Below are 22,420 nucleotides of genomic sequence, written 5' to 3' on the forward strand. Positions count from 1 at the left end.
TCAGGAGGGGGGTTCTGAAGGGCCAGGGCTACGTTCCCCCTATGGGTTCCGTGGGACAATGGGCGTATGGGAGCCTTTTGGCCTCGGCCGAGGGTGGTGGTGAGCGCCTGCTTGGGCTTTTCCGCCGTGCACTATTCGGGGGAGCTGATACCGGATCGGATTGTGGCCGCCTTGCGGGAGCATGTGGACTTCATTCCCGTGTGCCCGGAGGTGGAGATCGGCCTAGGGGTCCCCAGGCCCACGGTGCGGCTGGTGCGAGGGGGGGAGGGGGTGCGCATGGTCCAGCCCCTTACCGGGGAGGACCTCACCGGGAGAATGCAGGCCTTTAGCCAGGGGTTTCTTGCCTCCTTAGGCCAGGTGGAGGGGTTTATCCTCAAGAACCGCTCTCCTTCCTGTGCCCTTAAGGACGCCAAGGTCTATGCCTATGCGGACCGGGGTGGGGCGGTGGCCAGGGGGCCGGGACTTTTCGCAAAGAGGGTGGAGGAGGCCTTTCCCCTCCTGCCCAAGGAGGACGAGGGTCGGCTCACCAGTGCCCGGATCCGGTCCCACTTTCTCGCGCGGATTTTCGGTTTGGCCCGGCTTAGGGAGGTACGGGACCTGGGAGGCCTTATGGCGTTTCATGCCCGGTATAAGCTCCTGCTCCACGCCCACCACCAAGCTGAGACTCGAGGCTTGGGAAGGCTCTTGGCGGAGGCTAAAGGGAGACCCTTCCAGGAGGTGCGTGGAGCCTATGAGGAGGGGTTTATCCGAACGACCCGGCATCCCTTTCGCCTTCCCTCCATGGCCGATGCCCTGCTCCACGCCTTTGGGTACTTCAAAAGGGCGCTTTCTCCCAGGGAAAAGGCCCATTTTCTGGACCTCTTGGCGGACTTTCGGGGAGGGAGGGTGCCCCTCGAGGCCCCCTTGGCCCTCCTCCGTTCCTGGGCCGTGCGCTTTGGGGAGGATTACCTGGAGGCCCAGGCCCTTTTTGAGCCCTACCCCAGGGCCCTCATGGACCTGAGGAGCTCCTAGGCTCAATGCGTCCCCGGGCTTCCTTTGGGCCCTTGGCCCCGATGGCGAAGAGGGCGGTGCGCATCTCCCCTAGGTAGTCCTCCAAGAAGGCCTGCACGGCCTTAGGGCCCTCTAGGGCCGGTTTTAGGAGGGGCCTGGCCACGGCCACCAGGTCCGCCCCCAAGGCTAGGGCCTTCACGGCGTCGGTTCCCGTGTACACCCCTCCAGAGGCCACCAGGGGGATGTGGGGGAGGACCTCCCGCACCTCCTGGATCGCTTGGGCCGTGGGAATGCCGATCTCGCAGAGCTCGGGGTGGCGCACCTCCCCGTAGCGCACCCACTCCTCCACCCGGGCCCAGCTGGTGCCCCCGGCCCCGGCCACGTCTATGGCGGCGAGGGGAAGGTCCTTAAGGGCCTTGGCGGCTTCGCGGCCGAGGCCGTGCCCCACCTCCTTCACCATCACCGGGAAGGGGAGGGGAAGAAGGCTCTCCAGCAGGCCAAGAAGCCCCCGGAAGTCCGTATCCCCTTTTTGCACCGCCTCCTGGAGGGGGTTGAGGTGGAGGGCCAGGGCGTCCGCCTCCAAAAGCTCCACCAGCCGAACCAAGTCCTCCCGGCGGTAACGCCTTAGCTGCACCACTCCCAGATTGGCCACAAGGAGGGCCTTGGGGGCTACCTTGCGCACCCGAAAGCTCCTTAATGCTTCGGGCCGTTCCAGCACCACCCGGCCCGAGCCCAGCATCATCCCCACCCCCAGGGCCTCGGCGGCCTCGGCTAGGGCCAGGTTGATGCGTTCCCCAAGGGCTTCCCCCCCGGTCATGGCCCCGATGAGGAAGGGGGCCTTTAGCTCCTTGCCCAGGAAGGGGGTGGTGAGGTCCACCTGGGAAAGGCTTAGGCCCGCCAGGGCGTGGTAGAGGAGGTGGTAGGAAAAGTCCCGCCAAAGGAGTTCAGAAACCCCTTTCCTCGCCCCTTTCCCATCCCGTTTTAGCGCTTCCCAAGCGGCCTGTCGGGGGGAGAGGACTCCCAGGGTGAAGTAGGGGGAGAGCCTCGAGCCCCCCTCCCCATCCAGCCGGTCCCGCTTTAGGTGGTAGACCTCAATCCCCTTCTCCAGAAACCGGCGAAGCCTCTCCCAGGCGGCGCTTTCCCCGGGCTCGGGCAGGGAAAGTCCCGGGTCTTCCTTAGGGATCTCCCCTTCCTCTGGGGCTCGAGGCAAGGCCTCCGGGGCGGGAAGGGGGGGGTCTATTCCCTGAAAATGACGGCTAAAGGGGGTGTAGACCCGGTAGGGCCGGGGGAGGTCAGGAGGGATCAGATGGGGGGCAGGGAGGAGGTGAAGGGGAACGGAAAGGGCCTCCCGCACCCGGGCATCCCGGTACCGCCCGTACGGGGTGTAGGCCTTCAGGGCATACACTCCTTTGGCCCGAAGGCGGCGGGCAATCTCCGGGACCCTTTCCCAAGGGTAGCCCTGGACCACCCATAGGCTTCCCCCACGCCGGTGGTACTCCTCCCTGAGGGCGCGGACGTTTTCCAGGAACCAGGCCCGGCGCCGGGGCGTGGTCTTTAGGTTATTGGGGTCCAGGACCACCAGGCCCACCACCGGCCCCTGGGCTAGGGCTTCCAAGAGGGCGGGGTGGTCGGCGAGCCGCAGATCCCCTCGGTGCCAAACCAGGTATATGGGAGGAGGCTACCCTTCCCTGGGTCAGAGTTCCGTGGCCAGGGACGCTTTTTGCGACATCCTGAAGGCCTGGGGTAGAAGCCAAAGCCTTTCCCAAGGCTTTAGATGGGCCCTTTGGCGCAGGTTGTCGTATCCGGAAAGCCTTAGCTTGTCCAAAATGGCTTGGTACTGCAAGGCGGCGAGGGCTACGGCTCCCTTACCCACCCGAAGGCCAGAAAGGCCCTTAAGCCCCTCCTGGTAAAGGAGGCGGGCCCGGCTTTCCAGGTGGGCCATGAGGTTTTGGTACTCGGGTGTAATCCGGCCCTCCTCCAAGTGGACCAGGGATACGCCAAAGCGCTCCAGGAGTTCTGCCGGAAGGTAGACCCGGTCCCGCCCCAGGTCTTCCCCCACATCCCGGAGGATGTTGGTGAGCTGCATGGCCTGGCCCAGGAGGATGGCCCTTTCCTCCACCTCTTACCACCAGCGATAGGGGCCATCATCCGGCCCACGGTGCCGGCCACCTGGTAGCAGTAGCGCAGGAGCTCCTCCTCTGTTTTTAGGCGCACGGGCTTCAGGTCTAGGCGGAAACCTTCCCGCATGTGCGCAAAGGCCTCTTTGGGTATAGGCTAGCGGGCTAGGGCCCAGGCCAAGCCCTTTTCCCATTCCGCCCGAGGTGTTCCCGAAAAGGCGTGTTCCACTCCCTGCCACCAGGCTTCCAGGGCCTCCTTCCCAGCGTTGGGCCCGTCCACGGCTTCATCCCCCAAGCGGCAGGCGGCGTAGACGGCCCACGCCCCTTTGCGCTCCTCCTTGGGGAAAAGGAGGCTTCCCCAGTAGAAGGTGGCGGAATGGCGGCGGAGGACGTGGGCTAGGGCCCTCCAATTAGGCTCCATTAGGCTCCATAACCTTTTTACCATAATTCCACAAGGGAAGAAAGACTTTTGTCCCTGCTACACTTTGCAAGTGGACAGTACCTTGACAAAATCTATACATCCCCTTATTCTAAGGACATGACCCAGGCTGGGGTGTACACCATCGCCCAAGTGGAAGCCTTGACCGGTCTTTCCGCCGAGGTGCTGCGGCAGTGGGAGAGGCGGTATGGCTTCCCCAAACCCGAGAGGACCCCTGGGGGCCATCGCCTCTACCGGCCAGAGGAGGTGGAGGCCCTTTTGGTGATCCGCCGCTGGCTGGAGGAGGGGGCCTCCCCCCAGGCGGCCATCCGGCGCTACCTGGCCCAGGAGTCCAGACCTGAGGGGCTTCCCCAGGAGCTCCTTTCGGCCCTTTTGGAGGCGGATCTCCCTCGGGCTGAGGCCCTTTTCCGCCGGGGAGTCAAGCTCCTGGGGCCAGAAGGGGCCTTGAGGGGCCTCCTGGTGCCGGTGCTCAAGGAGGTGGGGGATCGGTGGCATCGGGGAGAGGTGAACGTGGCCCAGGAACACCTGGCCACCCAGTTCCTCCGCTCTAGGCTCCAGGAGCTTTTGGACCTGGCGGGGTATCCCCGGGGCGCACCCCTTCTGGTCACCACGCCCCCTGGGGAGCGGCACGAGCTGGGGGCCATGTTGGCGGCCTACCACCTCAGGCGGCGGGGATTTCCCGCCCTGTACTTGGGGCCCGATACCCCCCTCCCTGACCTCAAGGGTCTGGCGCAAGAGCTTAGGGCGCGGGCGGTGGTGCTTTCGTGCCTGCTTCCGGAGACCCTTAAGTCCCTTCCCGAGGGAGCCCTCGAGGATTTGGCCCCCCTGGTTTTGGTGGGCGGGCCGGGAGCGAATCCCGAGGAGGCTAAACGGCTTGGAGCCTGGTATGTGCAGGACCTGGAGGCCTTGCCCCAGGTGTTGGAGGAGGCAGCATGAAGCGGTTTAATCGTAAGGAGACGGTGTTTTTGGCCGGGGATCGGGCGGACACCCTGTACCGTCTGCAGTCGGGGTTGGTGCGCATCGTGGAGCTCCTGCCCGACGGGCGCACCCTCACCCTGCGCCATGTGCTTCCCGGGGACTTTTTCGGCGAGGAGGCTTTGGAGGGGAAGCGTTACCGCTATGCCGCCGAGGCCATGACGGAAGCGGTGGTGGAGGGCATGGACCCCAAGGGCATGGACCATGAGGCCCTGCACCAGGTGGCCCGCAACCTGGCCCGGCAGATGCGGCGGGTACAAGCTTATGAAGCCCACCTTCAGTCGGGGGAGCTTCGGGCTAGGATTGCCCGTTACCTCCTCTTCCTCTCGGACACGCCGGCCTTCTTCCGCGATGAGCACGGGCTTTTCGTAACCGTTTCCCATGAGGAGATCGCCGATGCTACCGCCTCCACGCGGGAGTCCGTTTCCAAGATCCTTTCGGACCTGCGGTACGAGGGGCTCATCACCACCGCGTATCGCAAGGTGTACCTCCTAAACCTGCAGGCCCTGGAAAGGGAGGCCCAGGGGATCCTCGAGGCGGCCTAGATGCGGGTCCTTGTGGTGGGGGGTACAGGGTTTGTGGGCCGCCACCTGGTGGCCCTCCTTCTGCAAAGGGGCCACATCCCCCTGGTTCTCTCCCGCACCCCCCGGCACCTTCCCCCTGGGGCGGTCCACCTCCCGGGGGACATCACCCGGCAGGTGCCGGACCTGGGAGGGGTGGAGGCCGGCATCTACCTGGCGGGGATCATCCGGGAAAGGGGCCAGACCTTCCACCAGGTTCATGTGGAAGGAGTAAGGAACCTCCTGCAAGGTCTAGAGCGAGCTGGGGTGAAGCGGGTTCTCCACATGTCGGCCCTAGGGGCCAGGCGGGGGACGGGTAGCCGTTACTACGAAACCAAGGCCGAGGCGGAGGAGCTGGTGCGGGAAAGCGGCCTAAGCTACGCCATCTTCCGCCCGAGCCTGATCTTCGGTCCAGGGGATGAGTTCTTCGGCCAGGTGCTTAGGGGTTTGGTGTGCGGGCCCTTGCCCTTCGTGCCCCTCATCGGGGATGGGCGGTTTCCCTTCCGCCCGGTGTACGTGGGGGATGTGGCCGAGGCCTTCGCCCAGGCCTTGGACAGGGGCCTCGAGGGCACCTTTGAGCTGGTGGGGCCCAAGGAGTATACCTTCCGTGAGCTTCTTATGCTCACCATGGAGGTCCTGGGGCGGAAAAAACCCCTTTTGCCCATCCCCTTGGTCCTCATGGACCTCGTGGTCCCCCTGCTTTCCCTCCTTCCCTTCTCCCCCCTCACCCGCGACCAGTACCTTATGCTCAAAGGAGGGAATACCGCTCCCTTCCCCGAGTACTTAAGGGACCTCCTCCCTTCGCCCAAGGCCCTAGGGGAGATCCTACCCACCTACCTCAGGTGCTAGGCAACCCGGTGGGTCTGCTTTCGTTTTCCAGCCGGCAGGCGGGGCGGAGGCGGACTCCTAAGGCTGTGCCTAAGAGGGCGAATACTCCCCAAAGGGGACCGTGCAGGCTAAAGGAGGCCGTGCCCCCCAGATAGGCCCCGATGTTGCACCCTCCGGAGAGCCGGGCGCCGTAACCCATCAGGACCCCCCCGAGAAAAACCCCCAGGTGGGTGGTCCAGGGGATTTGGCGCAGGTCCCGGAGCCGGAAGGCTCCGCCTAGGACAGCTCCTAGGAAAGCTCCAAGGAAGACTCCGAAGTTGGTGACGCTGGTGGGATCCTTGAGGAGGCTTTGCTCCAGCCTTTCCGCAAAGGCAGGGTTGTGGAAAAGGGCCCAGTCCAGCACCGGAAGGCCCATGGCCTGGGCCAGCTTTCCCCCCCAAAGGGCAAAGGCAGCCGTGATGCCCCAGGGCCGGCCCAAGAGGAGGAGGATGCAGAGGCTACCCAAGGCTAAAACGCCTGCCCCCACCACCAGGCTCCATGGACCGAAGAGGGGATGGGTGGCCTCCCTTCGCCACAGGGGTTCCACCCGGCCCGTCCGCTGTCTTTCCACCCAGCTAACCCCAAGGTAGAGGAGGGACAAGAAGCCTAGCCATAGGACCAAACCCAGGAAGGGGGAAGGAAACCAATGCAGGGCGCTTCCCGGATTCCAACTGGGAAGGGTTTGCCAGTAGGGCAGGTGGTAGACCCCCAGCAAGGACCCCACCATGAACCCCAGCAGGACCAAAACGCCTCGGCTGTCTCCACTTCCCGTGTGGTAAAGGGTACCCGAGGCGCAGCCATCCCCCAGCTGCATGCCGACGCCAAAAAGGAAGGCCCCCACCGCCAGGGCTATGCCTACGGGCATCACAAAGCCCTGTACCGCCTGGCCAAGAGCTTCGCCTTTTGCTAGAAAGGGGAAGAAGAGGAGGCTAGTGAGGGCAAAGAGGAGGAAGTGAGCCCTTAAGAGGCGGCTTTCCCCCGTGAGGAGGAAGCGGCGGAAGCCTGAGGCGAAGCCGAACTTAGCGTGGAAAAGGGCAAGGCCCAGGAGTATCGCCACCCAGAAAGCCAGTAAGAGCCGGGAGCCAGAGGCTTGGAGGATGCTGTAGGAGAGGCCTAGGGCCGAGAGAAGAAAGAGGCTGAGATAGAGGTTTCGGCTCGATCGTAGGCCGCGCATGCGTTACAGTATACCTATGAGTATATAAAAGTCAAGGGTATAAATAGGCTGGCAAGGGGATGTAGGAGAGGCCTCTTTTGGGCCCTTTTGCCAAAGGCATGGGTATCGCGGGCCCTTTAGAGAGCCCGCGGGAGCGCGTGCGGCATAGCCATGAGTTCAGGGTTCGGAGTCCGAGTAAGGATTAAAACGCGAAGTCTTCGAGATACCACCGCTCGGTCTTCTTGTGCTCCTCCTTGGGGTCCATTTTCCCAGCGTAGGCCAACATGACGATCACCTTCTTCCCGGGTACAATCTCCACGTCGGTGGGTTCTCCGGTCTTCAGCTTGCGGCTGAACTCCACCACCCAGGTATCGTTCTCATAGGTGGCCGCAGCGGCCAAGATGGAGTTTTTACCCCCCTCTTTTTCGTCGGCCACAGGGGCTCCTGTCCGCTTGGTCTGGTACATATCCAGGGCCACCAGCTTGCCCCCATCCATGTAGAAGATGTATTGGTCGCCCCCCTTCTTCTTGTCGGTCTTTTCCGACAAGAAGCCGATGCCAATCCAGCCCTTGCTCTTGCCCTCGAGGGCCAGGTAGAGGGTATCCCCTACGACGCTCCAGTAGAGGGTAATGCCGCTTTTCTCGTGCTTATAGGTTTTGGCGTACTCCCCGCTTGCAATCCTTCCATCCACCTTGGGAGCCTGGGCTCCCGCCACGCCTAGGGCCAACACCAAAAGCCAGATCCATCGTCTCATCTTCCCATCACCCCCTTAGTCCTTTATGGTGATCCCCACCACGAAGGCTACCGCGCCCACGTGGGTGTGGGCCAAAGCTGCTAAAACCGGCCGGCTTCCCTTGAAGGCCTCGAGGAAACCGGAAAGGCTCCAGAGGCTTACCTCGGCATCCTGGGCGTTCCAAACCAGGTGGTAGTAGGCCCCGATGATGCCGGCGAGCACGCTCACCAGCATCCAAAGCAGGAAGGGATAGCGCACCCACTTGCCCCGGTGGAAGAACATGAGCAGGGTCAGGGGAAATCCCACCAGGGAAACAAAGAAAGGAATTCGGCTCTGCCAGCTATCCGTCCAGTGGTCCAAAACCCAGTGCTCCATGCCGTAGAAGACAAAACCCACCATGGCGATGAGAAGAAAGGTGGAGCGAAGAAACTCCAGAAGCCTTTCCTCCTCGGTTTTGGCTTTGATCAAGGCTTCTACCATATCCCCCTCCTACCTGGCCCGGTAGATGGCCAGAAGCCCGGTTACCCCCATATGGGTGAAGGCCATGGCCGCCAGCACCGGGCGGCTTCCTGCCATGGCTTGCATGGCGGCTTCAAAGTTCCAAGCCACCTCGCCCTCAAAGTTCCAAAGCAGGTGAAAGTAGGCCCCCAAGACCCCTGTGAACACCGAGGCCCACATGGTAAGGATGAAGGCCCAGCGCACCCAGGGAGTCCTACGGTCAAAGAGCATCCACAGGGTGAAGACAAAGCCGGGGATAGCGACAAAGAAAGGGATCTTGCTCTGCCAACTTTCCGTCCAGTGGTCCAGAAGCAGAAGCTCCACCGGATACATCACCCATCCCACCAGGCATAGGAGGAGCATGACCAGGCGGATGAACTCCAAAGCCCATTGGGTTGTGGTGTTTGCGCTTCTAAAGGCGGGTATCATCCTTCACCTCCTTAAAGGTTATCCTGGGTAGCCCAGGAAGGATGTCCCCCGGGAGCAATCCCGGGGGACATTCCTAGACGGGAATCAGGTTAACCCGCGTTTCGTAGAAGACCACGCTCCCTCCCACCACGTCGGTGAGGGCCATGTCCTTGAGGTAGGGGTCCAGGCGCATGGCGGCGTTGGCGTGAATGCCCTTGGCCCGCCTGGGGTCTCCTTTCACCACCTGGCCGTTGATCACGATGTCGCTGGCGCCATAGGCCCAGTGGCCAAAGCCTAAGGGGAAGGCCACGCAACCGGGCCTAAGCCCTTGCACCACCTTGACCTTCCCCACCATAGGCTTCTTGCCGAAAGGCCCCAGATCCCATTCCCCTTTGGGGTTGGTGGCGGAGACCACCTTGACCAGCTGGCCATCCCGTAGACCAAGGCGTGCCGCATCCTGGGCGTTGACCAGGATCTCGTTCTCGGGTTTGATGGCCAGGAGCCAGTAGTTGCTGATGGTACGGCTCTTGGTCTGGAGGATGTTCTTGTGGGTGAGGAGGGTCAGGCCATATCCAAGGTCGCGGAGCTGGTTGCCCAAGACATCCTGGTAGGGGAGGAAGTAAGCGGGCAAGGGCCAGTAGGGCTTCCCCGTCATGGGGTGGAGGGATAGGGCCTGCTTTTCCAGGAAGAGGTTGACCTGCTTTCCGTAACGGTTGGCCACCAGATCGCCTGGGGCGTAGGCCTTGTGGAACTCCTGGAAGCGCCCGCCCCGGTTCAGGAGGTAGACGGTGCGGCGGAAGAGGCTCTCGTCGCCGATGGCCTTGCGCCAGCGTTCCTCAGCAAAGACCGTGGGGGGAAGGTGACGGCGGGCTTGGCGGAAGACCTCGAGCTCCTCCTCACTGGCCTCAGGAAGGGCATCCGACCCATCCGCTTTCTCCCCAAAGGCCAGATTGGCGGCCAGCTTCAGGTAGAAGTGGTCGGGGTGGGTGAAGGGCATGCCATTGGCGAACCCCTTTGCCCCGAAACCGGGCAAGCCTAGGTGTTCCGCCAAGGCCATGAGGAAGCTTTCCAGGGAGATGGGCATCTTTTCCCCGAAGACTTCCACTTCCTCGGGAATGGGGGCAATGGTGGGCTGCCGCACGGGCTGCACCTTCCAGATGATGGAGGGGTGGCTCCCGTGGAACTCCCAGCGTTCCAGGTAGGAGAGGTCGGGGATGATGTAGTCGGCGAAGAGGTAGGTGTCCCCCACCACGATGTCAAAGGCCACGATGAGGGGGATCTTGTCCGGGTCCAGCATGGCCTGGATTTGTTCGCTACCCCCGGGGAGGGCGTAGGCGGGAGAGCCCATGTAGTGGAAGAGGATCTTCACCGGATAGGGGTAGCCTTGGGCTGCGGAGGGCAGGATTTCCTGGTAAACATCGGAGGCATGGGGATACCAGGGCCGCTTGGCGGGGAAGCCCGCAAAGAGGGTGGTGTCCTCATACTTGACCTCATGGCGGATGAGGCTAATGCCGAAGGGAGAGAGGGGCTTGGGATGAAGCTTGCCCATGGGGAAGGGACCGCCCGCCCTGCCCCCGGTGATGTCGTAGGTGCTGGCCTGGACAAACCCGCCTTGGTGGTCGATGTTGCCCAGGAGGGCGTTCACCGTGAACCAAGACAGGGCATTGTAGAAGCCGTTGGTGTGCTGGCTGGCTCCTCGGTGGACGTCCACTACGGCCTTCTTGCCATATTGGGCAAGTTTTTCTGCCAGGAAGCGGATGTCCTCCTCCTGTACCCCGGCGAAGGCTGCCCAGGTCCTCACCTGGTGGCGGAAGGCTTCCTCTTTGATCAGCTCGAGGGCGCTCTTCACCGGAATGCCGTTCAAGGTGGTGTTCACCCAGAGGTCGCCAAAGACCGGCTGGCCCTCGTCGTTGGGGTTGAAGGCCGCGGGCCGGCCCTCCTGTAGGACCACAGGAGCGTCCAGCTCCACCTCCTTATCCCCCACCTTGGCCTTAGGCTTGGCGAGGCCCAGGTCGCTGGCCCTAAGAAGCCTTTCTGGCTTGCCGTCTTTGAGTTTCACCAGCCAGGTGGCGTTGGTCCAGCTGCTTTCACCAATGGCCTTGGCCGCGGCCCTATTGGCAGCGGAGAGGAACTTGCGGTCTATCTTGCCCCACTCCATTAGGAGCCGGATCACCCCCATGGCGATGGCGGCGTCGTGGCCGGGTTTGGGAGCGATCCAGCGGCTGGCACCCTTTACCGCCTTTTGCGCCCACGGGTCCACGATGGCGTATTCCAGTTCCCCCTTGCTGGCCCGTTCCGTGATCCAGCCCACCCTTAGGGGAGGGCCATAGTTTCCCTCAAAGACGTTGGCCCCCACGAACACCACGAAGCGGGCCTTGGATAGGTCCGCTTGCCAGTAGAACTTGGCCCCACCCGACCAGGAAAGCTTCCCGGTGGTATCAAAGGTGGGTTGTTCGCTCATGGCCTTGCCGGTGAAGTACAAGGAGCCCTGGCAGACGGTGGTGTGGCCGTGGAGGTTTACGGTACCGAAGCTTTGCGAGAAGAACCAGCGAATGAAGTCCGAGCGGCCTGCCTTGAGCCGGCCCCAGGCGAAGACCACCTGGTTGTTCTTGGGGCCGAGGTCGGGGTGATCGGGGTCAATGAGGGTGTGGAGATGCTCCTTGAAGTCTTCCTTGAACTTCTCCACCAGGGCCTTCTTCTTCTCCCGATCCTTTTCCGCCCAAATGGCCCTCACCGCCTGGGCCATCCGCTTCATGATCTCCGGGTCCCTGAGGGCCCAGAGGTCCTTAAGGCCAGGGTAGACCCGGTCATCCCCCAGGTGGGCAAAAAGTTTCCCACCTTCCACTATTTCCTTAACCGCTTGGTGGAAGGGAATCTCTTCCCACTTGCCGCTTCCCCTGGGGCCTGCCCGTTTGAGCACCTTGCGGATCCGGTAAGGATCGTAGGTGGTTTGGATGCCCGCCTGGCCCTTGGGGCAGAGGGCCCCATCCACCTTGGCCAGGGTGTGGATATCGGTGTTGAGGGACAGATGGGGGCGGAAGGTCCAAGGGGAGAGGGGGTTGCCGTCAATCTTGGCGGCCACGCCCTCGTAGAGCTTCACCTTGATGGGGCAGCCGGTGTTGCACTGGAGGCAGGTAGAGTAGATGGTGTTTTCTGGAAGTTGGATCTCGTAGGCTTCCATGCCTTGGGCGCTTTGCTCCTGCAGTGCCAGGCCCACAGGTCCCAGCAGAGCGCCTGCGCTGGAAAGTTTCAAAAGCTCGCGCCGGGAAAGCTTTTCCATGCTCACCTCCTAAACCAGGTAGTAGACGCGGGGTTTGGTGCCCGCTTCTTCCTTTAGGCGCATCACGTTGGGTTTTCTGATAAGTTCGGAGACTAAGGAGGAAGGGTCCTCGAGGTCCCCAAAGTAGGTGGCCCGGCCGATACACGTGACCACGCACTGGGGTAAAAGGCCCCGCTCGATGCGGTGCAGGCAGAAGTGGCACTTGCGCACCTTGTCCATGGGGCCGGCCTCGTCATCCCGGTTGACCTTCTTCCCCCACTCGTACACGGGTAGCTCCTCGTAGGGCATCTGGCCTTGGCCCGGGGTGTTTTCCGTCCAGAAGTAACCGTCATCCTTGTGGCGGGAGTTGTAAGGACATGGGGGGATGCATTTTTCACATCCCACACAAAGTTCGTAGTCAATTTCCACAATCCCGTCCTCACGTTTCCAGGTGGCGTCGTAGGGGCATGCGGGAACGCAAGGGGGTTCATCGCACTGCATGCAAGGTTGGGGCACGAAGCGGTAGGTGACGTTGGGGAAGGTGCCGATCTCTTCCTCGCTCACTGGCCGGTAGACCACCCCTGGCGGCAAGCGGTTTTCTGCCATGCAGCTCACCGTGCAGGCGTGGCAGCCCACGCATTTCCGCAGGTCTATAACCATCCCCCAGCGGCGGTTGGGGTTTTTGAGGGCCCGCCCCAGCTCCTTTTGCATGCGAAGAAGGGCGTCCTCCTCTTCGGGTGTAAGGGGTGTGGTTGGAGCCTGGGGAAGACCTTGGGCTAGGCCGGGTGCCACCATGGAGGCGAAGACAGCGCTGGCCATCTTGGCCAAAAAACGCCGCCGCTCCAGGGAAGCGTCCGGTCCTGCTCGCATTTCCTTATCCATCCTCCACCTCCTCTCGCCCTTACGCTAAGGCGGATGAGTTGGGCCAGGTAGCGGGGTATGGACGGACAACTCTGTCGGGTGGGTTTCCGACAGTCCTGGGGACATCTATACTCCTGGGTGCTCACTATCTTGGGGGTAGTGAGGCCAGCCTGGTTTGGGCTTGTTTTCCTGGCGGGTTGCCATGGGCTTCCGGATGTGGCTTTGGGGCCGCCTTATGCCCCCAAAATCCAGGAGGCGGATGTGCGTGTGGTGGTGGCAGGAATGCTGTCACCTGCAGAACAAGAGCCCTACCGGGTTTTTCTGCAGGGTTGGGGCAGGGCCTTGGGCCTAAGGGTAGAAGTGTTTGGGCGTCGCACCTATGCTGAGGTCCTCGAGGTGTTGCGCCAAGGGGAGGCCCACCTTGGGTTCCTTTGTACCCTGGCGGCGGGACTGGGGGTGGATAAGGGATTTGTGGAGCCCATCCTGGAAAGCGATGCCCTTTTCCCATACCAAAGCGTGGTCGTAGTTCGCAAGGCCGATCCCTATGTTGCCCTGCAGGACCTTAGGGGTCGGCCATTTGCCTTTACTGATCCCCTCTCAAACACCGGCCACGCCTGGCCGAGGATCCTAGCCTCGGGACTAGGTGAGGATTTCTTCTCGCGGGCCTTCTTCACCTACAGCCACGACCGGGCCCTTGTGGCCGTCTTACAGGGCTTGGCAGAGGGAGCGGCGGTGGACCGGATCCGGTATGAGACCTTAGGCCTTAGGGGCCTCAGGGTGTTGGCTAGCGGACCGAAGGATCCTGCACCGCCAGTGGTGGTGCCCGCGGGGTTGCCACCAGAGGAAAAGGAGCGTTGGGTAGCGTCCTTGTTGGCATATGCAGGTACGGAGGAAGGCAAAAGCGCTTTGAGGGCTCTGGGGCTTAGGGGCTTCCGCAAAGCGGAGCCCGATCGGTACCGGGCCGTATATCTAAGGGCCAAAGGGGTTTTGCCATGAGGCTTAGCCTCCAGCTCCTGTTCACCGTGCTCTTGGCCGCCACGGCCACGGGAGGAGTTCTGATTGTGGGAGGAGGGGCCTTCCTTTATACCGAAGGGGAGAAGACCCTCCGGCAGGAGGTGCGCCTGGCAGCTCGGGACTTGGCCACCCTAATAACAGACGATGTACTTTTGCGTGACTTCCTTGCCATCCAGAGAAAGCTTTCCTTACTCCAGGAAAGATACCCGGCTTTCGCCTATGCCTACGTCCTAGACCCCCAGGCCAGGATTATGGCCCATACCTTTGCGGATGGTGTTCCCCAAGCGTTGACTGCTTGGGGAGGGGAGGTGGTGCTAAGGCTTGGGGGGAAGGTGGTATACCAGGCGGAGGCTCCCCTCTACGGGGGTGAGGCCGGTTGGGTCCGCTTGGGGTTGTACCAAGCTCCCCTGTGGGAGCAGGTGGGGCGAGTTGTGCGCACGGGCTTTTTCGGTCTTCTTTGGGCCGTGGGCCTGGGCGTAGGGCTTGGGTATTTTCTTCTAACCCGGACCCTCGAGCCCCTTTACCAGATGGCGGAAGGCGCGGCCCGTTTGGGTAAGGGAGAAATGGTCCGGTTCCCCGAACCTGGAGGGGAACTGGGTTTACTGGGTCGGGCCCTGAACCGCATGGGGGAGGAGGTGAGGAAGCGGCAGCGAGAGCTTACCCTCCTCAACCGGATCCTGGCGGAAAGCCATGCCCTTCGGGTGGAGGAGCTGGTGGACCGGGTCCTTTCCCTTTTGGTGCGGGAGTTGGCCTTTACCTGCGGGGAGTTTTGGCTGGAGGGGAGGGTGCTGAGGAGCCGGGGCTGCCCGGAGGCCTGCCCCGCCGGCGAGGCCGGGGGTTTGGCGGAGGAGGCCTTGCGGCGGGGGCAGGTGGTGGGTACAAGGGGCGCTTTGGCGGTGCCGGTGCCTCCCAGGGGAGCGTTGATTCTCTATGGAAGCCCCCAGGTGGAGCCTTGGCTGCAGGGTCTTCTGACTGCCCTTTCGGGCCCCCTTGCCACCGCTTTGGAGAATGCCCGCCTGTATGAGCTTTTGGAGGAGAAGGATAGGCAGCGGGCTGAGCTTTTGCGGGCATGGCTGAGAACCCAGGAGGAGGAGCGGAAGCGTATCGCCCGGGAACTGCACGACGAGGTGGGCCAGGCCCTGACGGGGATTATCCTGGGCTTGGAGGGGCTCGCGGGGGAAAAGGCATCGGCTTTAAAGGAGCTGGCCCGTTATACTCTGGCTGAGGTGCGGCGGCTGGCCCTGGACCTCAGGCCCAGCGTTTTGGACCACCTGGGCCTCGAGGCGGCCCTGCGCCGGTATGTCCGGGAGTTTAGCGAGCGCACGGGTATTGCGGTGGACCTTTCCTTCCACTTGCGTAGGCCCCTATCCCAGGAGCTGGAGATCGTCATCTACCGGGTGGTGCAGGAGGCCCTCACCAACGTGGCCCGCCACTCTGGAAGCCCCAAGGCGGCGGTGGGGGTGTTGGAGATGGGCGGGGAGGTCCGGGTTTTTGTGGAGGACGAGGGGAAAGGTTTTGAGCCCGAGTCGGTGGGTCTAGGGCACCAGGGCTTACTGGGCATGCGGGAACGGGTGGAGCTGATTGGGGGTAGGCTTCTTCTGGAAAGTGCCCCTGGAGAGGGCACCCGTATCCAGGTGCGGCTTCCCTTGGAGGTAGTGGCGTGATCCGGGTGGTGTTGGTGGAGGATCATGTGTTGGTGCGTTCGGGCATCCGCCATCTTTTGGAGGCTCGAGGGCCCATCCGTGTAGTGGGGGAGGCCAGTACGGGACAAGAAGCTTTGGCCCTTTTGGAAACGTTGGAGGCGGATGTGGCCATTTTGGATGTCTCCCTTCCCGACTGCACGGGCATTGAGCTTTGCAGAACGATGCATCAACGTTTGCCCCAGCTCAAGCTTCTCGCTCTTTCCATGCACGAGGACCTGGAGTATGTGCGGGGATTCCTACAGGCGGGGGGCTACGGGTATGTGAGCAAGGCGGCGGTAGATAAGGAGCTTTTGGATGCCGTGTTGGCCGTGGCCCGAGGGGAACGGTACCTTAACCCCAGCCTGGCCATGCGCCTGGCCATGGAGATGGTGCGGAAGGAGGAGGAGGAGGGAGCCCTTTCTCCCCGAGAGGAGGAGGTGCTCCGCCTCCTGGCCCAGGGGCTTTCCCATAAAGAGGTAGCGGAGCAACTCGGCATCTCAGAGAAAACCGTGGCCACCTACCGAGAGCGAGGCATGGAGAAGCTGGGGCTGAAAAGCCGAAGCGACCTCCTACGGTATGCGGTCAAAAGGGGTTGGTTGCGGGGCCCGGCATAGGGGTTGCCCGGAGGAGGGCCAGGGCCCCAGGGGGCAGACCCTTCTCCTTGCCCTTGGCTTCCACCATCACGTGGGCGGGCCGGGGAAGGGCTTGGAGGAGCCTTTCCCAATCCTCCTCCTGCACCTGAAAGGCGTGGGCCCCCGGGCGCTTTTTGGGGTCCTGGCTGGAGAGGTGAACCTTGGGCGTCCCCTTCCAGGTGGCGAAGGCTAGCCTCAGCCCTTCCTCCAGGGAAAGCCGCCCCGGATTTAGGGTGTGGTGGAGGGTATCCACCACCACGGGCACCCCTAGGGCCTCGGCCGCCCTCAGGACCTCCTCCACGGTCCAGAGGCGCTCGTCGTTTTCCAGGGCGAGGAAGCGGAGGATTTCCCCCTCCCCCTTGAGGTTTTCCACGAAGCGGCGCAAGGTGGCGTCACGGTCCCCATAGGCTCCGCCTAGGTGGAGGACCAGTACCCCGTCTTGGGCCTGGAGGAGGTCTAGGACCTTCGCCGAGTAGCGGAGTTCCGCCAAGGAACGGGCCACCACCTCCGGGTTTGGGCTTCCGGGATTCACATACTGGCCGGGGTGGAAGGAGAGGCGCTGGCCCAGGGTCTGGGCAAGGTTTCCTAGCCGGGCGAGCTCCTCCCCATGAACCCTTTCCCAGTCGTAGGGAAAGCGAGGATGGGAGGCAAAGGGGATGAGGTGCTGCCTGATGCGGAATAGGCGGAAGCCCTCCTGGTGGTTCCAGCGCAGAATCCTTTCTAGATCCCTAAGATTCGCCGCCACCTTGGTCCGCACCCGGGCTTCCTCCAAGGAGGCCAGGAGCAGGGTGTGGTTGGTGCTGGCCCTAAGGGTTAGGTTCTCGCACGGGTAGCCGAGGCCTATCATCGCCTTACCTGGGCTTGCAAAAAGACTTCCACCTCGTCCCGGACCTCTAGGAAGAGGAGACGGGGCCTTTCCAGCCCCCACTCGGAGAAGCGGGTGCGAAAGCCTCCTCGGAAGGTCCCGTTCTCAGGGCTTCCCTCCGGTACCCCCTCCAGGCGCACGGGAAGCTTCCTGCCGGCCATTTCCAAGTCCCCTTCCACGAGGAAACGCGCTCCTTGATAATAGGCCCGTTTTGGGTAGGGGCAGGCCTGGGGAAAAGCCTCCGCCTTGAGGATTTCCTTGGCCTTCTTGTCCCTCTCCCCATTGCCGGAATCCCAGGCCTTCCGTTCCAGGCAAACCTGGCCTGAGGCCTTATCCCCATCCCAAAGCACCACGCCCCGGGCCGTGGGGTTTTTCCCTTCCCAACTTCCCAAAGGGTAGTATCCCCGGTAGCGAACCTCCCCCATGACCTGGTAGGGGGCTTGGGCCAGGGTGAGAAGGGGGAGGAGAAAGGGAATAAGCCGCCTCATGGCCTGAACCTCCAGGTTTCCCCTAAGGTGGCGTAGTCCCGAAACCCTAGGAAGAGGATGGGCCTTTCCTTGGCCTTGGGGCTGCCCTCCACGTGGACCACGTCCCCTAGGAAGAGGGCATGATCCCCTTCCAGGGGCCATTCCGCCACCTGCAGCTCAAAGGTGGCCAAGGCTTTTTCCGGCACCCAGGTGTGGGCCAGGTTCCTGGCCTTGCGTAAGGCCACCCCAAGCTTTTCCGCCTTTCGTACCTTGCGGCCGGAAAGGTAGCCGGATCGCACCACCCATTCCCGCTCCTCCCAAGGGAGGAAGCAAAGGGCCCCTTCCCCGAGTTCCCTCAAGAGGGTCAGGGTGTGGTTTCCCCGGTCCATGGCGAAAAGGATGCGGAAGGGTTTCTTGGAAACAGGGGTCCACCAGGCCAGGGGCATGAAGTTCTCCCCCACCGAGAGGAGGGCCAGCCGCATGGGGTAGAAGAAGGCGCGATAGGTGGCCATGGGCTATACCTCCAGAACCTCGGGGGGCGGCTCCCTTAGCACCCCTTCCACCACTTTTTGGGCTGCCTCTTCTGGGGTAAGAGCCCCTTTGGGCGGACCTCCCAGGGGAGCCCAAAGCCCTGTGGCCACCGCGGGGAGCCGGACCAAGACCAGCCGGACCCCTTCCCGTCTGAGCTCCTTTCGCGCCGCTTCCAGATACCACTCCAAAGCCCCTTTGGCGGCGGCGTAGGCGGCAAAGCCAGGCACCTGGACGTAGGTGGGGTAGGCGCCGAAGAACACCGCCCTCCCCCCCTGCCGGAACCGGGCGTGTTTCAGCAGAAAGGCAGCGGAGAGGAAAGGGTTTGCAGCATGCGTTCCAGGAGGTCGCGCCCCGTGTCGCGTACCGGGCTCCTGGCCGCTAGGCCCACGGCATGGAAGAGCATGTCCAGCTCCCCCGCCTCCGCCAATAGGGCCTGGGCCTCGAGCTCATCGGTAAGGTCTGCGGGTAAGGCCTTTCCCCTTACCCTTTCCACCAAGGCCTGAAGTTCCCGGGCCTTCCGGCCCGATAGGAGAAGCTCGTGGCCCTGAAGGGCCTGGGCGAGGCCTGTACCCAGCCCGCCTGTGGCGCCCAGGATGAGGATGCGCATGGCACCACCCTACCTCCTTTCCAAGTAGGCCTCTGTGGCCCAAAGAAAAAAGGGCCCTGGGCCCTCCCAGGTGGATGGGACCCATGCCCTAGGCAGCCTTGGCCTCGGCCGCGAAGCCCTCCTCGAGGCTCTTGGCGCGAGCGATGGCGTAGACCAAAAGGCCGTAGATGGGCTTAGCCGTAAGGTCGGCTAGGTTGTAGCCCACCTGGATGGCCACCTCCTGGCCTGCCCCGCCCGGCAACCAGGTTCCCAGGGCATAGGCGATGGGGTAGAAGCCCCAGGACATCAGGGCGTGGGATCTGGGGAACCGTGTGGGCGGAATGGGGGTGGGGGCTACCTCTATAGCTTGGGCCAAGGTCTCCTGGGGGAAAGCCCTATAGCCTAGGGGGCGTGCGGGCGGTGGTGGTGGGGGCAGGGATCGGGGGACTGGTGGCGGCGCGGCTCTTGAGGAAGGCGGGCCTTGAGGTGGTGGTCCTGGAGGCTCACACCTACCCGGGTGGCTTAGCGGGAAGGTTTTACCACAAGGGCTACCGCTTTGATGCGGGGGCCACCTTGCTCTCCGGCCTAGCGCCCGGCGCCCCCCTGGAGGTGGTGGGCCGCCTCGGGGGGCTAAGCTGGCCGGTGAAGCCCTTGCCCCAAGGCTTCCCCCTCATGGAGGTTCACCTGCCTCAGGGCAAGGTGGTGCGCCCCGTGGGCCGTGAGGAGGAAAAGCTTGCCCAGAAGGAGGCGTTTGGCCCCAGGGTCCTGCCCTTTTGGGATTGGCAGGAGGACAGGGCGAGGAGGCTTTTGGCCCTGTCCCCGTGGCTGGCCTGGCCTCCAGAGAGGGAGGAGGTTCTCCCCTTGGCCCGCCTCCTCCCGGGTCTTGCCCACCTTCTTCCTGACCTATGGCGGCGGGTTTCCGCCCGGGCCACCGACATCCTTGGTTTTCGGCGTTTCCTCGAGGCCCAACTTCTCATCAGCGCCCAATCCCAAGACGCCTATGCCCTGTACGCGGCCATGGCCCTGGATCTTCCCCACCTAGGCCCCGCCCTGGTGCTAGGGGGCGTGGGCCAGGTGGCGGAGGCCTTGGCGGAGGGTTTAGAGGTGCGCTACCGGGCCCGGGTCCTCCGTCTCCTGCGGGAAGGGAGAAAGGTGGTGGGTGCGGAGGTGGCCTATGGGGGCCGGAGGCGAGGGGAAAGGGAGGTGGTGAAAGGGGAGGTCTTTCTCCTGAACGTGCCCCCAAGGCCCCTTTTGGGTTTGCCCGAGGCGGTCCCCCGGGATGCCTGGGGGGCTTTTGTGGTCTATGGGGTCTTGCCCTTCGCGGTCAACCCTCCCTTCTACCGGCAGAATGCCAAGGAGAAGCCGTTTGCTTTCTTGTCCCTGCGCCCAGAGGGGAAGAAGACGGTCTTCTCCCTCTCCCTCCACACCCCCTTGGACCCCTGGCTGGGTGTTTCCGCCCCGGAGTACGCACGCCTGAAGGCCCTCTGGCAGGAGAGGGCCCTTTCCTTGGGGGAAGGGCTTTTGCCGGGGTTGAGGGAGGCGGAGCTCCTCTTTGCCGCCACTCCCCATACCTACCGCCGCTTTGTGGGCCGGGCCTGGGTGGGCGGGTATCCCCAAACCCATCCCTGGCGGTTCCCTCGGGTGCGGGTTTTGGAAAACGCCTTCCGGGTGGGGGAAGGGGTGTTTCCCGGGCAGGGGATTCCCGCCGCAGCCCTCTCTGGCCTGCGCGCCGCCCGGCTGGCGTTAGCCCATTTGGGCTTCAGAGAAGCCCTAGCCCCCTTAGATATGCCAGGATGGCCTGTGCCGTCCGGCCCTCCCGCTCCGTAAGGATGTCCAGGTGGGTCAGGCCCTCCAGCACCCACACCTGGGCTTGGGTGCCAGGGAACACCTTTTCCAGACGAAAACCCTGGGGGTTAGGGACCAGGCCCCTTCCCGCCCCCAGGGCCAGGATGGGGTAGGGGAGGGCCTTGGGGACAAGCCCTAGCCCCGTGTGGGGATACCCCGCCGTTTCCAAGAGGAGGCGGAAGGGGAAGTACCACTCGGAAAAGCCTGTCTGAGGGCGGGCATAGGACCGCAGGAAGGCCCGGGGGTCCGTGGCCTCCTCGGTGTCCCGCCACTCCACCACCCATCCCCTAGGACCCCGAACCGTCTGCACCAACCTTCCCTGGAGAAGGCCAAGGAGGCTCAAGCCCTCCCGGGCCCAGGCCCGGCCTACGCTCACGCTGAAGGTGGGAAGGAGGCTATAGTGGTCGTCCACCTTGATGAGGGCCTGCGCCTCCCGGGTGGCCCGGTAAGGGCCCCAAGGCACCACCTCCAAGGGTCGTTGGGCCGCCACGAAGGCCTCGGCCTCCGCCAGGGCCAGGTCCTTGGGGGAGAGAAAGGGGAGTCTAAAGACGGGGTCCGCTTGGCCCGAAAGGAGGGCCCTAAGGCTAGGGAAGGGGCCGAAGGGGGTAGAGGTTCCCTCCCAGAAGGCTTCCGGGGAAAGAGGGGTATCGGGTAGGCCGCCATCCAGGAGCACGAGGCCCGAGAGCCTCTCCCCATGGGCCCAGGCATAAAGGGTAGCCAGGCTGGCCCCCAGGGAGTGGCCGGCCAGGACCACCGGGGCCCTCTGACGGGCGGCCTCCACTGCCAGGTCCGGGTCGTTGAGGTGCACCTCCAGGCCCCATTGGCGCAAGGGGGTCAGGTCGGGCTGGGGAAGGTTTCCGTAGTAGGCCAGGGGGTCCTCTTGGAGAAACCCCTGGCGGTCCTCCAGCCCATTCGCCCGCCTTTCCCAGGCCCAGACCTCGAGGCCAGGGGCCTCCCGCCGCAGGTGCTCAGCCAGGAGGGCGAAGTTGGTGCTTCCCCCGAGGAGGCCGGGGATCATGAGGAGTACGGCCTTCGGGTTTTCGGCCTTGTAGACAAGGGCATAGCTTTGGTCGTAAAGGCCGTGGCCGGTAGGGGTTCCCGGCAGGGGGAGGTATTCTTGAGCTAGGGCTAGGGAGAAGGCCAAGGCCAAGGGAAGGCCGCGCATGGTCCTATTTTCCCTTCAAACCGGGTCCCCCTTATCGCGCTGGGCCACAGGTCAGCGGGCTTCGGCCAAAAGTAGGCCCAGAGCTCCCAGCACCCTTAGTTCGGCCAGGAAACCCTGTTCCTGTACCAGGGCCAAGAAGGCCTGGGGTTCTGGCCGCCAAAGCCCAAGGGAGGGCCCAGGGCCCAGGAGAAGCATCCCGAAAAGCCGTCCTCGCGACCGGAGGACCCGCCGGGTTTCCCCAAGGGCCCTTACGGGGTCATAAAACTCGTTCCAGGTGGGGCCTATGGCTACTCCGCCTAACGAGGCGCTACGGAAGGGCAAGGCCTCCCCGTGGGCCAGGAGGTAGGGGCCGGGGCGCTGCCGCCTCGCCACCTCGAGGAAGACGGGGGAGGGGTCCACGCCTATGGCCTCATCCCCCAGCGCTGCCCGGTAGAGTCCTGTGCCGGTGCCCACATCCAAGAAGGGGGGTCCCGTAGGGAGGAGCCAGTCCCGAAGGAGCGCCAGCTCCTCCCCAAAGGAGAGGCGGCCACGGGAGAGAAGACCCGTGGATCGCATCCGCCAAAGGTCGTAGAACTGGGCTACGGGAGGGAGGCGGTTCAGGGCCCAAAGGTGAGTCTTTCCCGCCCACCCCTTAGGTCCAGGAAGCCTCGGGCTACGGGGAAATGGAGGTGGCAGGCAGGGCATCGGCTGGTCTCTTCCGTCTGCAACCGGGTACGGCAACGGGGGCAGGCCAAGAGGGGGGAAAGCCAGGGGGGAAGGCGAGGCTGTTTCAT

24 protein-coding genes and 1 pseudogene are annotated in these 22,420 nt (G+C 63.5%); 8 read left to right on the forward strand and 17 right to left on the reverse strand.

Annotated elements, in window-relative coordinates:
- The first annotated feature begins 66 nt into the window (after positions 1–66).
- Complete coding sequence (locus L0D18_RS00775) at positions 67–1,011, forward strand: YbgA family protein (RefSeq protein WP_243026761.1); 945 nt, start codon at positions 67–69, stop codon at positions 1,009–1,011.
- Here L0D18_RS00775 and fni read toward each other — a convergent pair.
- Together fni and L0D18_RS00785 are read right to left on the reverse strand one after the other, a co-directional pair.
- Positions 989–2,659 (reverse strand): type 2 isopentenyl-diphosphate Delta-isomerase, encoded by a 1,671-nt coding sequence (gene fni, locus L0D18_RS00780; RefSeq protein ID WP_243027032.1) that lies wholly within the window; start codon positions 2,657–2,659, stop codon positions 989–991. The two genes, L0D18_RS00775 and fni, sit on opposite strands and share 23 nt — an antisense overlap.
- Positions 2,660–2,683: 24 nt before the next feature.
- Positions 2,684–3,528 (reverse strand): annotated as a pseudogene (locus L0D18_RS00785) (phytoene/squalene synthase family protein).
- 117 nt (positions 3,529–3,645) lie between these two features.
- On the opposite strand from L0D18_RS00785, the gene carH reads away from it, so the two are divergent.
- The 3 genes from carH to L0D18_RS00800 are packed head-to-tail and all read left to right on the forward strand — an operon-like array spanning position 3,646 to position 5,930.
- Positions 3,646–4,482 (forward strand): HTH-type transcriptional repressor CarH, encoded by an 837-nt coding sequence (gene carH / locus L0D18_RS00790; RefSeq protein WP_243026762.1) that lies wholly within the window; start codon positions 3,646–3,648, stop codon positions 4,480–4,482.
- Positions 4,479–5,066, forward strand: coding sequence for a transcriptional regulator LdrP (ldrP, locus tag L0D18_RS00795; protein ID WP_243026763.1), 588 nt, complete (start codon positions 4,479–4,481; stop codon positions 5,064–5,066). Before carH ends, ldrP begins: the two co-directional genes overlap by 4 nt.
- Complete coding sequence (locus tag L0D18_RS00800) at positions 5,067–5,930, forward strand: NAD-dependent epimerase/dehydratase family protein (RefSeq protein WP_243026764.1); 864 nt, start codon at positions 5,067–5,069, stop codon at positions 5,928–5,930.
- Here L0D18_RS00800 and L0D18_RS00805 read toward each other — a convergent pair.
- The 6 genes from L0D18_RS00805 to L0D18_RS00830 all read right to left on the reverse strand — a co-directional run bounded on the left by L0D18_RS00805 (position 5,920) and on the right by L0D18_RS00830 (position 12,881).
- Positions 5,920–7,122 (reverse strand): YeeE/YedE family protein, encoded by a 1,203-nt coding sequence (locus tag L0D18_RS00805; RefSeq protein ID WP_243026765.1) that lies wholly within the window; start codon positions 7,120–7,122, stop codon positions 5,920–5,922. The genes L0D18_RS00800 and L0D18_RS00805 overlap by 11 nt on opposite strands.
- Positions 7,123–7,303: 181 nt before the next feature.
- A complete protein-coding gene (locus L0D18_RS00810; protein WP_243026766.1) occupies positions 7,304–7,855 on the reverse strand; it encodes a DOMON domain-containing protein in 552 nt (183 codons plus the stop codon).
- Between the two features lie 15 nt (positions 7,856–7,870).
- Complete coding sequence (locus tag L0D18_RS00815) at positions 7,871–8,314, reverse strand: hypothetical protein (RefSeq protein WP_243026767.1); 444 nt, start codon at positions 8,312–8,314, stop codon at positions 7,871–7,873.
- 9 nt (positions 8,315–8,323) lie between these two features.
- Positions 8,324–8,761 (reverse strand): hypothetical protein, encoded by a 438-nt coding sequence (locus L0D18_RS00820; protein WP_341474576.1) that lies wholly within the window; start codon positions 8,759–8,761, stop codon positions 8,324–8,326.
- Positions 8,762–8,834: 73 nt separating this feature from the next.
- The gene (locus tag L0D18_RS00825) at positions 8,835–12,020 is read right to left on the reverse strand and encodes a molybdopterin-dependent oxidoreductase (protein ID WP_243026769.1); all 3,186 of its coding nucleotides are present in this window, start codon (positions 12,018–12,020) and stop codon (positions 8,835–8,837) included.
- 9 nt (positions 12,021–12,029) lie between these two features.
- Positions 12,030–12,881 carry a 4Fe-4S dicluster domain-containing protein gene (locus L0D18_RS00830; protein ID WP_243026770.1) on the reverse strand — a complete coding sequence of 284 codons (852 nt, stop codon included), beginning with the start codon at positions 12,879–12,881 and terminating at the stop codon, positions 12,030–12,032.
- A 138-nt stretch (positions 12,882–13,019) separates the two neighbouring features.
- Here L0D18_RS00830 and L0D18_RS00835 point away from each other — a divergent pair, with 138 nt between their 5' ends.
- Genes L0D18_RS00835 through L0D18_RS00845 form a run of 3 tightly spaced genes read left to right on the forward strand, consistent with a single transcriptional unit; the run spans position 13,020 to position 16,170 of the window.
- On the forward strand, positions 13,020–13,856 hold the full coding sequence (locus tag L0D18_RS00835) for a PhnD/SsuA/transferrin family substrate-binding protein (protein WP_243026771.1): 837 nt from the start codon (positions 13,020–13,022) through the stop codon (positions 13,854–13,856).
- Complete coding sequence (locus L0D18_RS00840; protein ID WP_243026772.1) at positions 13,853–15,538, forward strand: histidine kinase; 1,686 nt, start codon at positions 13,853–13,855, stop codon at positions 15,536–15,538. The genes L0D18_RS00835 and L0D18_RS00840 overlap by 4 nt, the downstream gene beginning before the upstream one ends.
- Positions 15,535–16,170 carry a response regulator gene (locus L0D18_RS00845; RefSeq protein WP_243026773.1) on the forward strand — a complete coding sequence of 212 codons (636 nt, stop codon included), beginning with the start codon at positions 15,535–15,537 and terminating at the stop codon, positions 16,168–16,170. Before L0D18_RS00840 ends, L0D18_RS00845 begins: the two co-directional genes overlap by 4 nt.
- Here the strand turns inward: L0D18_RS00845 and uvsE are convergent.
- The 6 genes from uvsE to L0D18_RS00870 all read right to left on the reverse strand — a co-directional run bounded on the left by uvsE (position 16,139) and on the right by L0D18_RS00870 (position 18,944).
- On the reverse strand, positions 16,139–17,035 hold the full coding sequence (gene uvsE, locus L0D18_RS00850; RefSeq protein WP_243026774.1) for a UV DNA damage repair endonuclease UvsE: 897 nt from the start codon (positions 17,033–17,035) through the stop codon (positions 16,139–16,141). The two genes, L0D18_RS00845 and uvsE, sit on opposite strands and share 32 nt — an antisense overlap.
- Positions 17,032–17,541 carry a YceI family protein gene (locus tag L0D18_RS00855; RefSeq protein WP_243026775.1) on the reverse strand — a complete coding sequence of 170 codons (510 nt, stop codon included), beginning with the start codon at positions 17,539–17,541 and terminating at the stop codon, positions 17,032–17,034. Before L0D18_RS00855 ends, uvsE begins: the two co-directional genes overlap by 4 nt.
- A complete protein-coding gene (locus L0D18_RS00860; protein WP_243026776.1) occupies positions 17,538–18,032 on the reverse strand; it encodes a flavin reductase family protein in 495 nt (164 codons plus the stop codon). Before L0D18_RS00860 ends, L0D18_RS00855 begins: the two co-directional genes overlap by 4 nt.
- A 3-nt stretch (positions 18,033–18,035) precedes the next feature.
- Positions 18,036–18,311, reverse strand: coding sequence for an SDR family NAD(P)-dependent oxidoreductase (locus L0D18_RS11840; RefSeq protein ID WP_341474577.1), 276 nt, complete (start codon positions 18,309–18,311; stop codon positions 18,036–18,038).
- A gap of 32 nt (positions 18,312–18,343) precedes the next feature.
- Positions 18,344–18,658, reverse strand: coding sequence for an SDR family NAD(P)-dependent oxidoreductase (locus L0D18_RS11845; protein ID WP_279232067.1), 315 nt, complete (start codon positions 18,656–18,658; stop codon positions 18,344–18,346).
- Between the two features lie 88 nt (positions 18,659–18,746).
- Positions 18,747–18,944: a bacteriorhodopsin-like gene (locus L0D18_RS00870; RefSeq protein WP_243026777.1), complete on the reverse strand. Its 198-nt coding sequence runs from the start codon at positions 18,942–18,944 to the stop codon at positions 18,747–18,749.
- A 104-nt stretch (positions 18,945–19,048) separates the two neighbouring features.
- Between L0D18_RS00870 and L0D18_RS00875 the strand changes: the two genes are divergently transcribed.
- Positions 19,049–20,464, forward strand: coding sequence for a phytoene desaturase family protein (locus L0D18_RS00875; protein WP_243026778.1), 1,416 nt, complete (start codon positions 19,049–19,051; stop codon positions 20,462–20,464).
- On the opposite strand, the gene L0D18_RS00880 is transcribed toward L0D18_RS00875, so the two are convergent.
- From L0D18_RS00880 to L0D18_RS11940, 3 genes are read right to left on the reverse strand one after another with little or no spacing between them, the layout of a single operon-like run.
- A complete protein-coding gene (locus L0D18_RS00880) occupies positions 20,397–21,647 on the reverse strand; it encodes an alpha/beta fold hydrolase (protein WP_243026779.1) in 1,251 nt (416 codons plus the stop codon). The genes L0D18_RS00875 and L0D18_RS00880 overlap by 68 nt on opposite strands.
- A 51-nt stretch (positions 21,648–21,698) precedes the next feature.
- Positions 21,699–22,202 carry a class I SAM-dependent methyltransferase gene (locus tag L0D18_RS00885; protein WP_243026780.1) on the reverse strand — a complete coding sequence of 168 codons (504 nt, stop codon included), beginning with the start codon at positions 22,200–22,202 and terminating at the stop codon, positions 21,699–21,701.
- Between the two features lie 41 nt (positions 22,203–22,243).
- The gene (locus L0D18_RS11940) at positions 22,244–22,420 is read right to left on the reverse strand and encodes a Trm112 family protein (RefSeq protein WP_341474578.1); all 177 of its coding nucleotides are present in this window, start codon (positions 22,418–22,420) and stop codon (positions 22,244–22,246) included.

The sequence above is a fragment of the Thermus albus genome, from assembly GCF_022760855.1.
In the GTDB taxonomy this organism is placed as follows: Bacteria; Deinococcota; Deinococci; order Deinococcales; family Thermaceae; genus Thermus; species Thermus albus.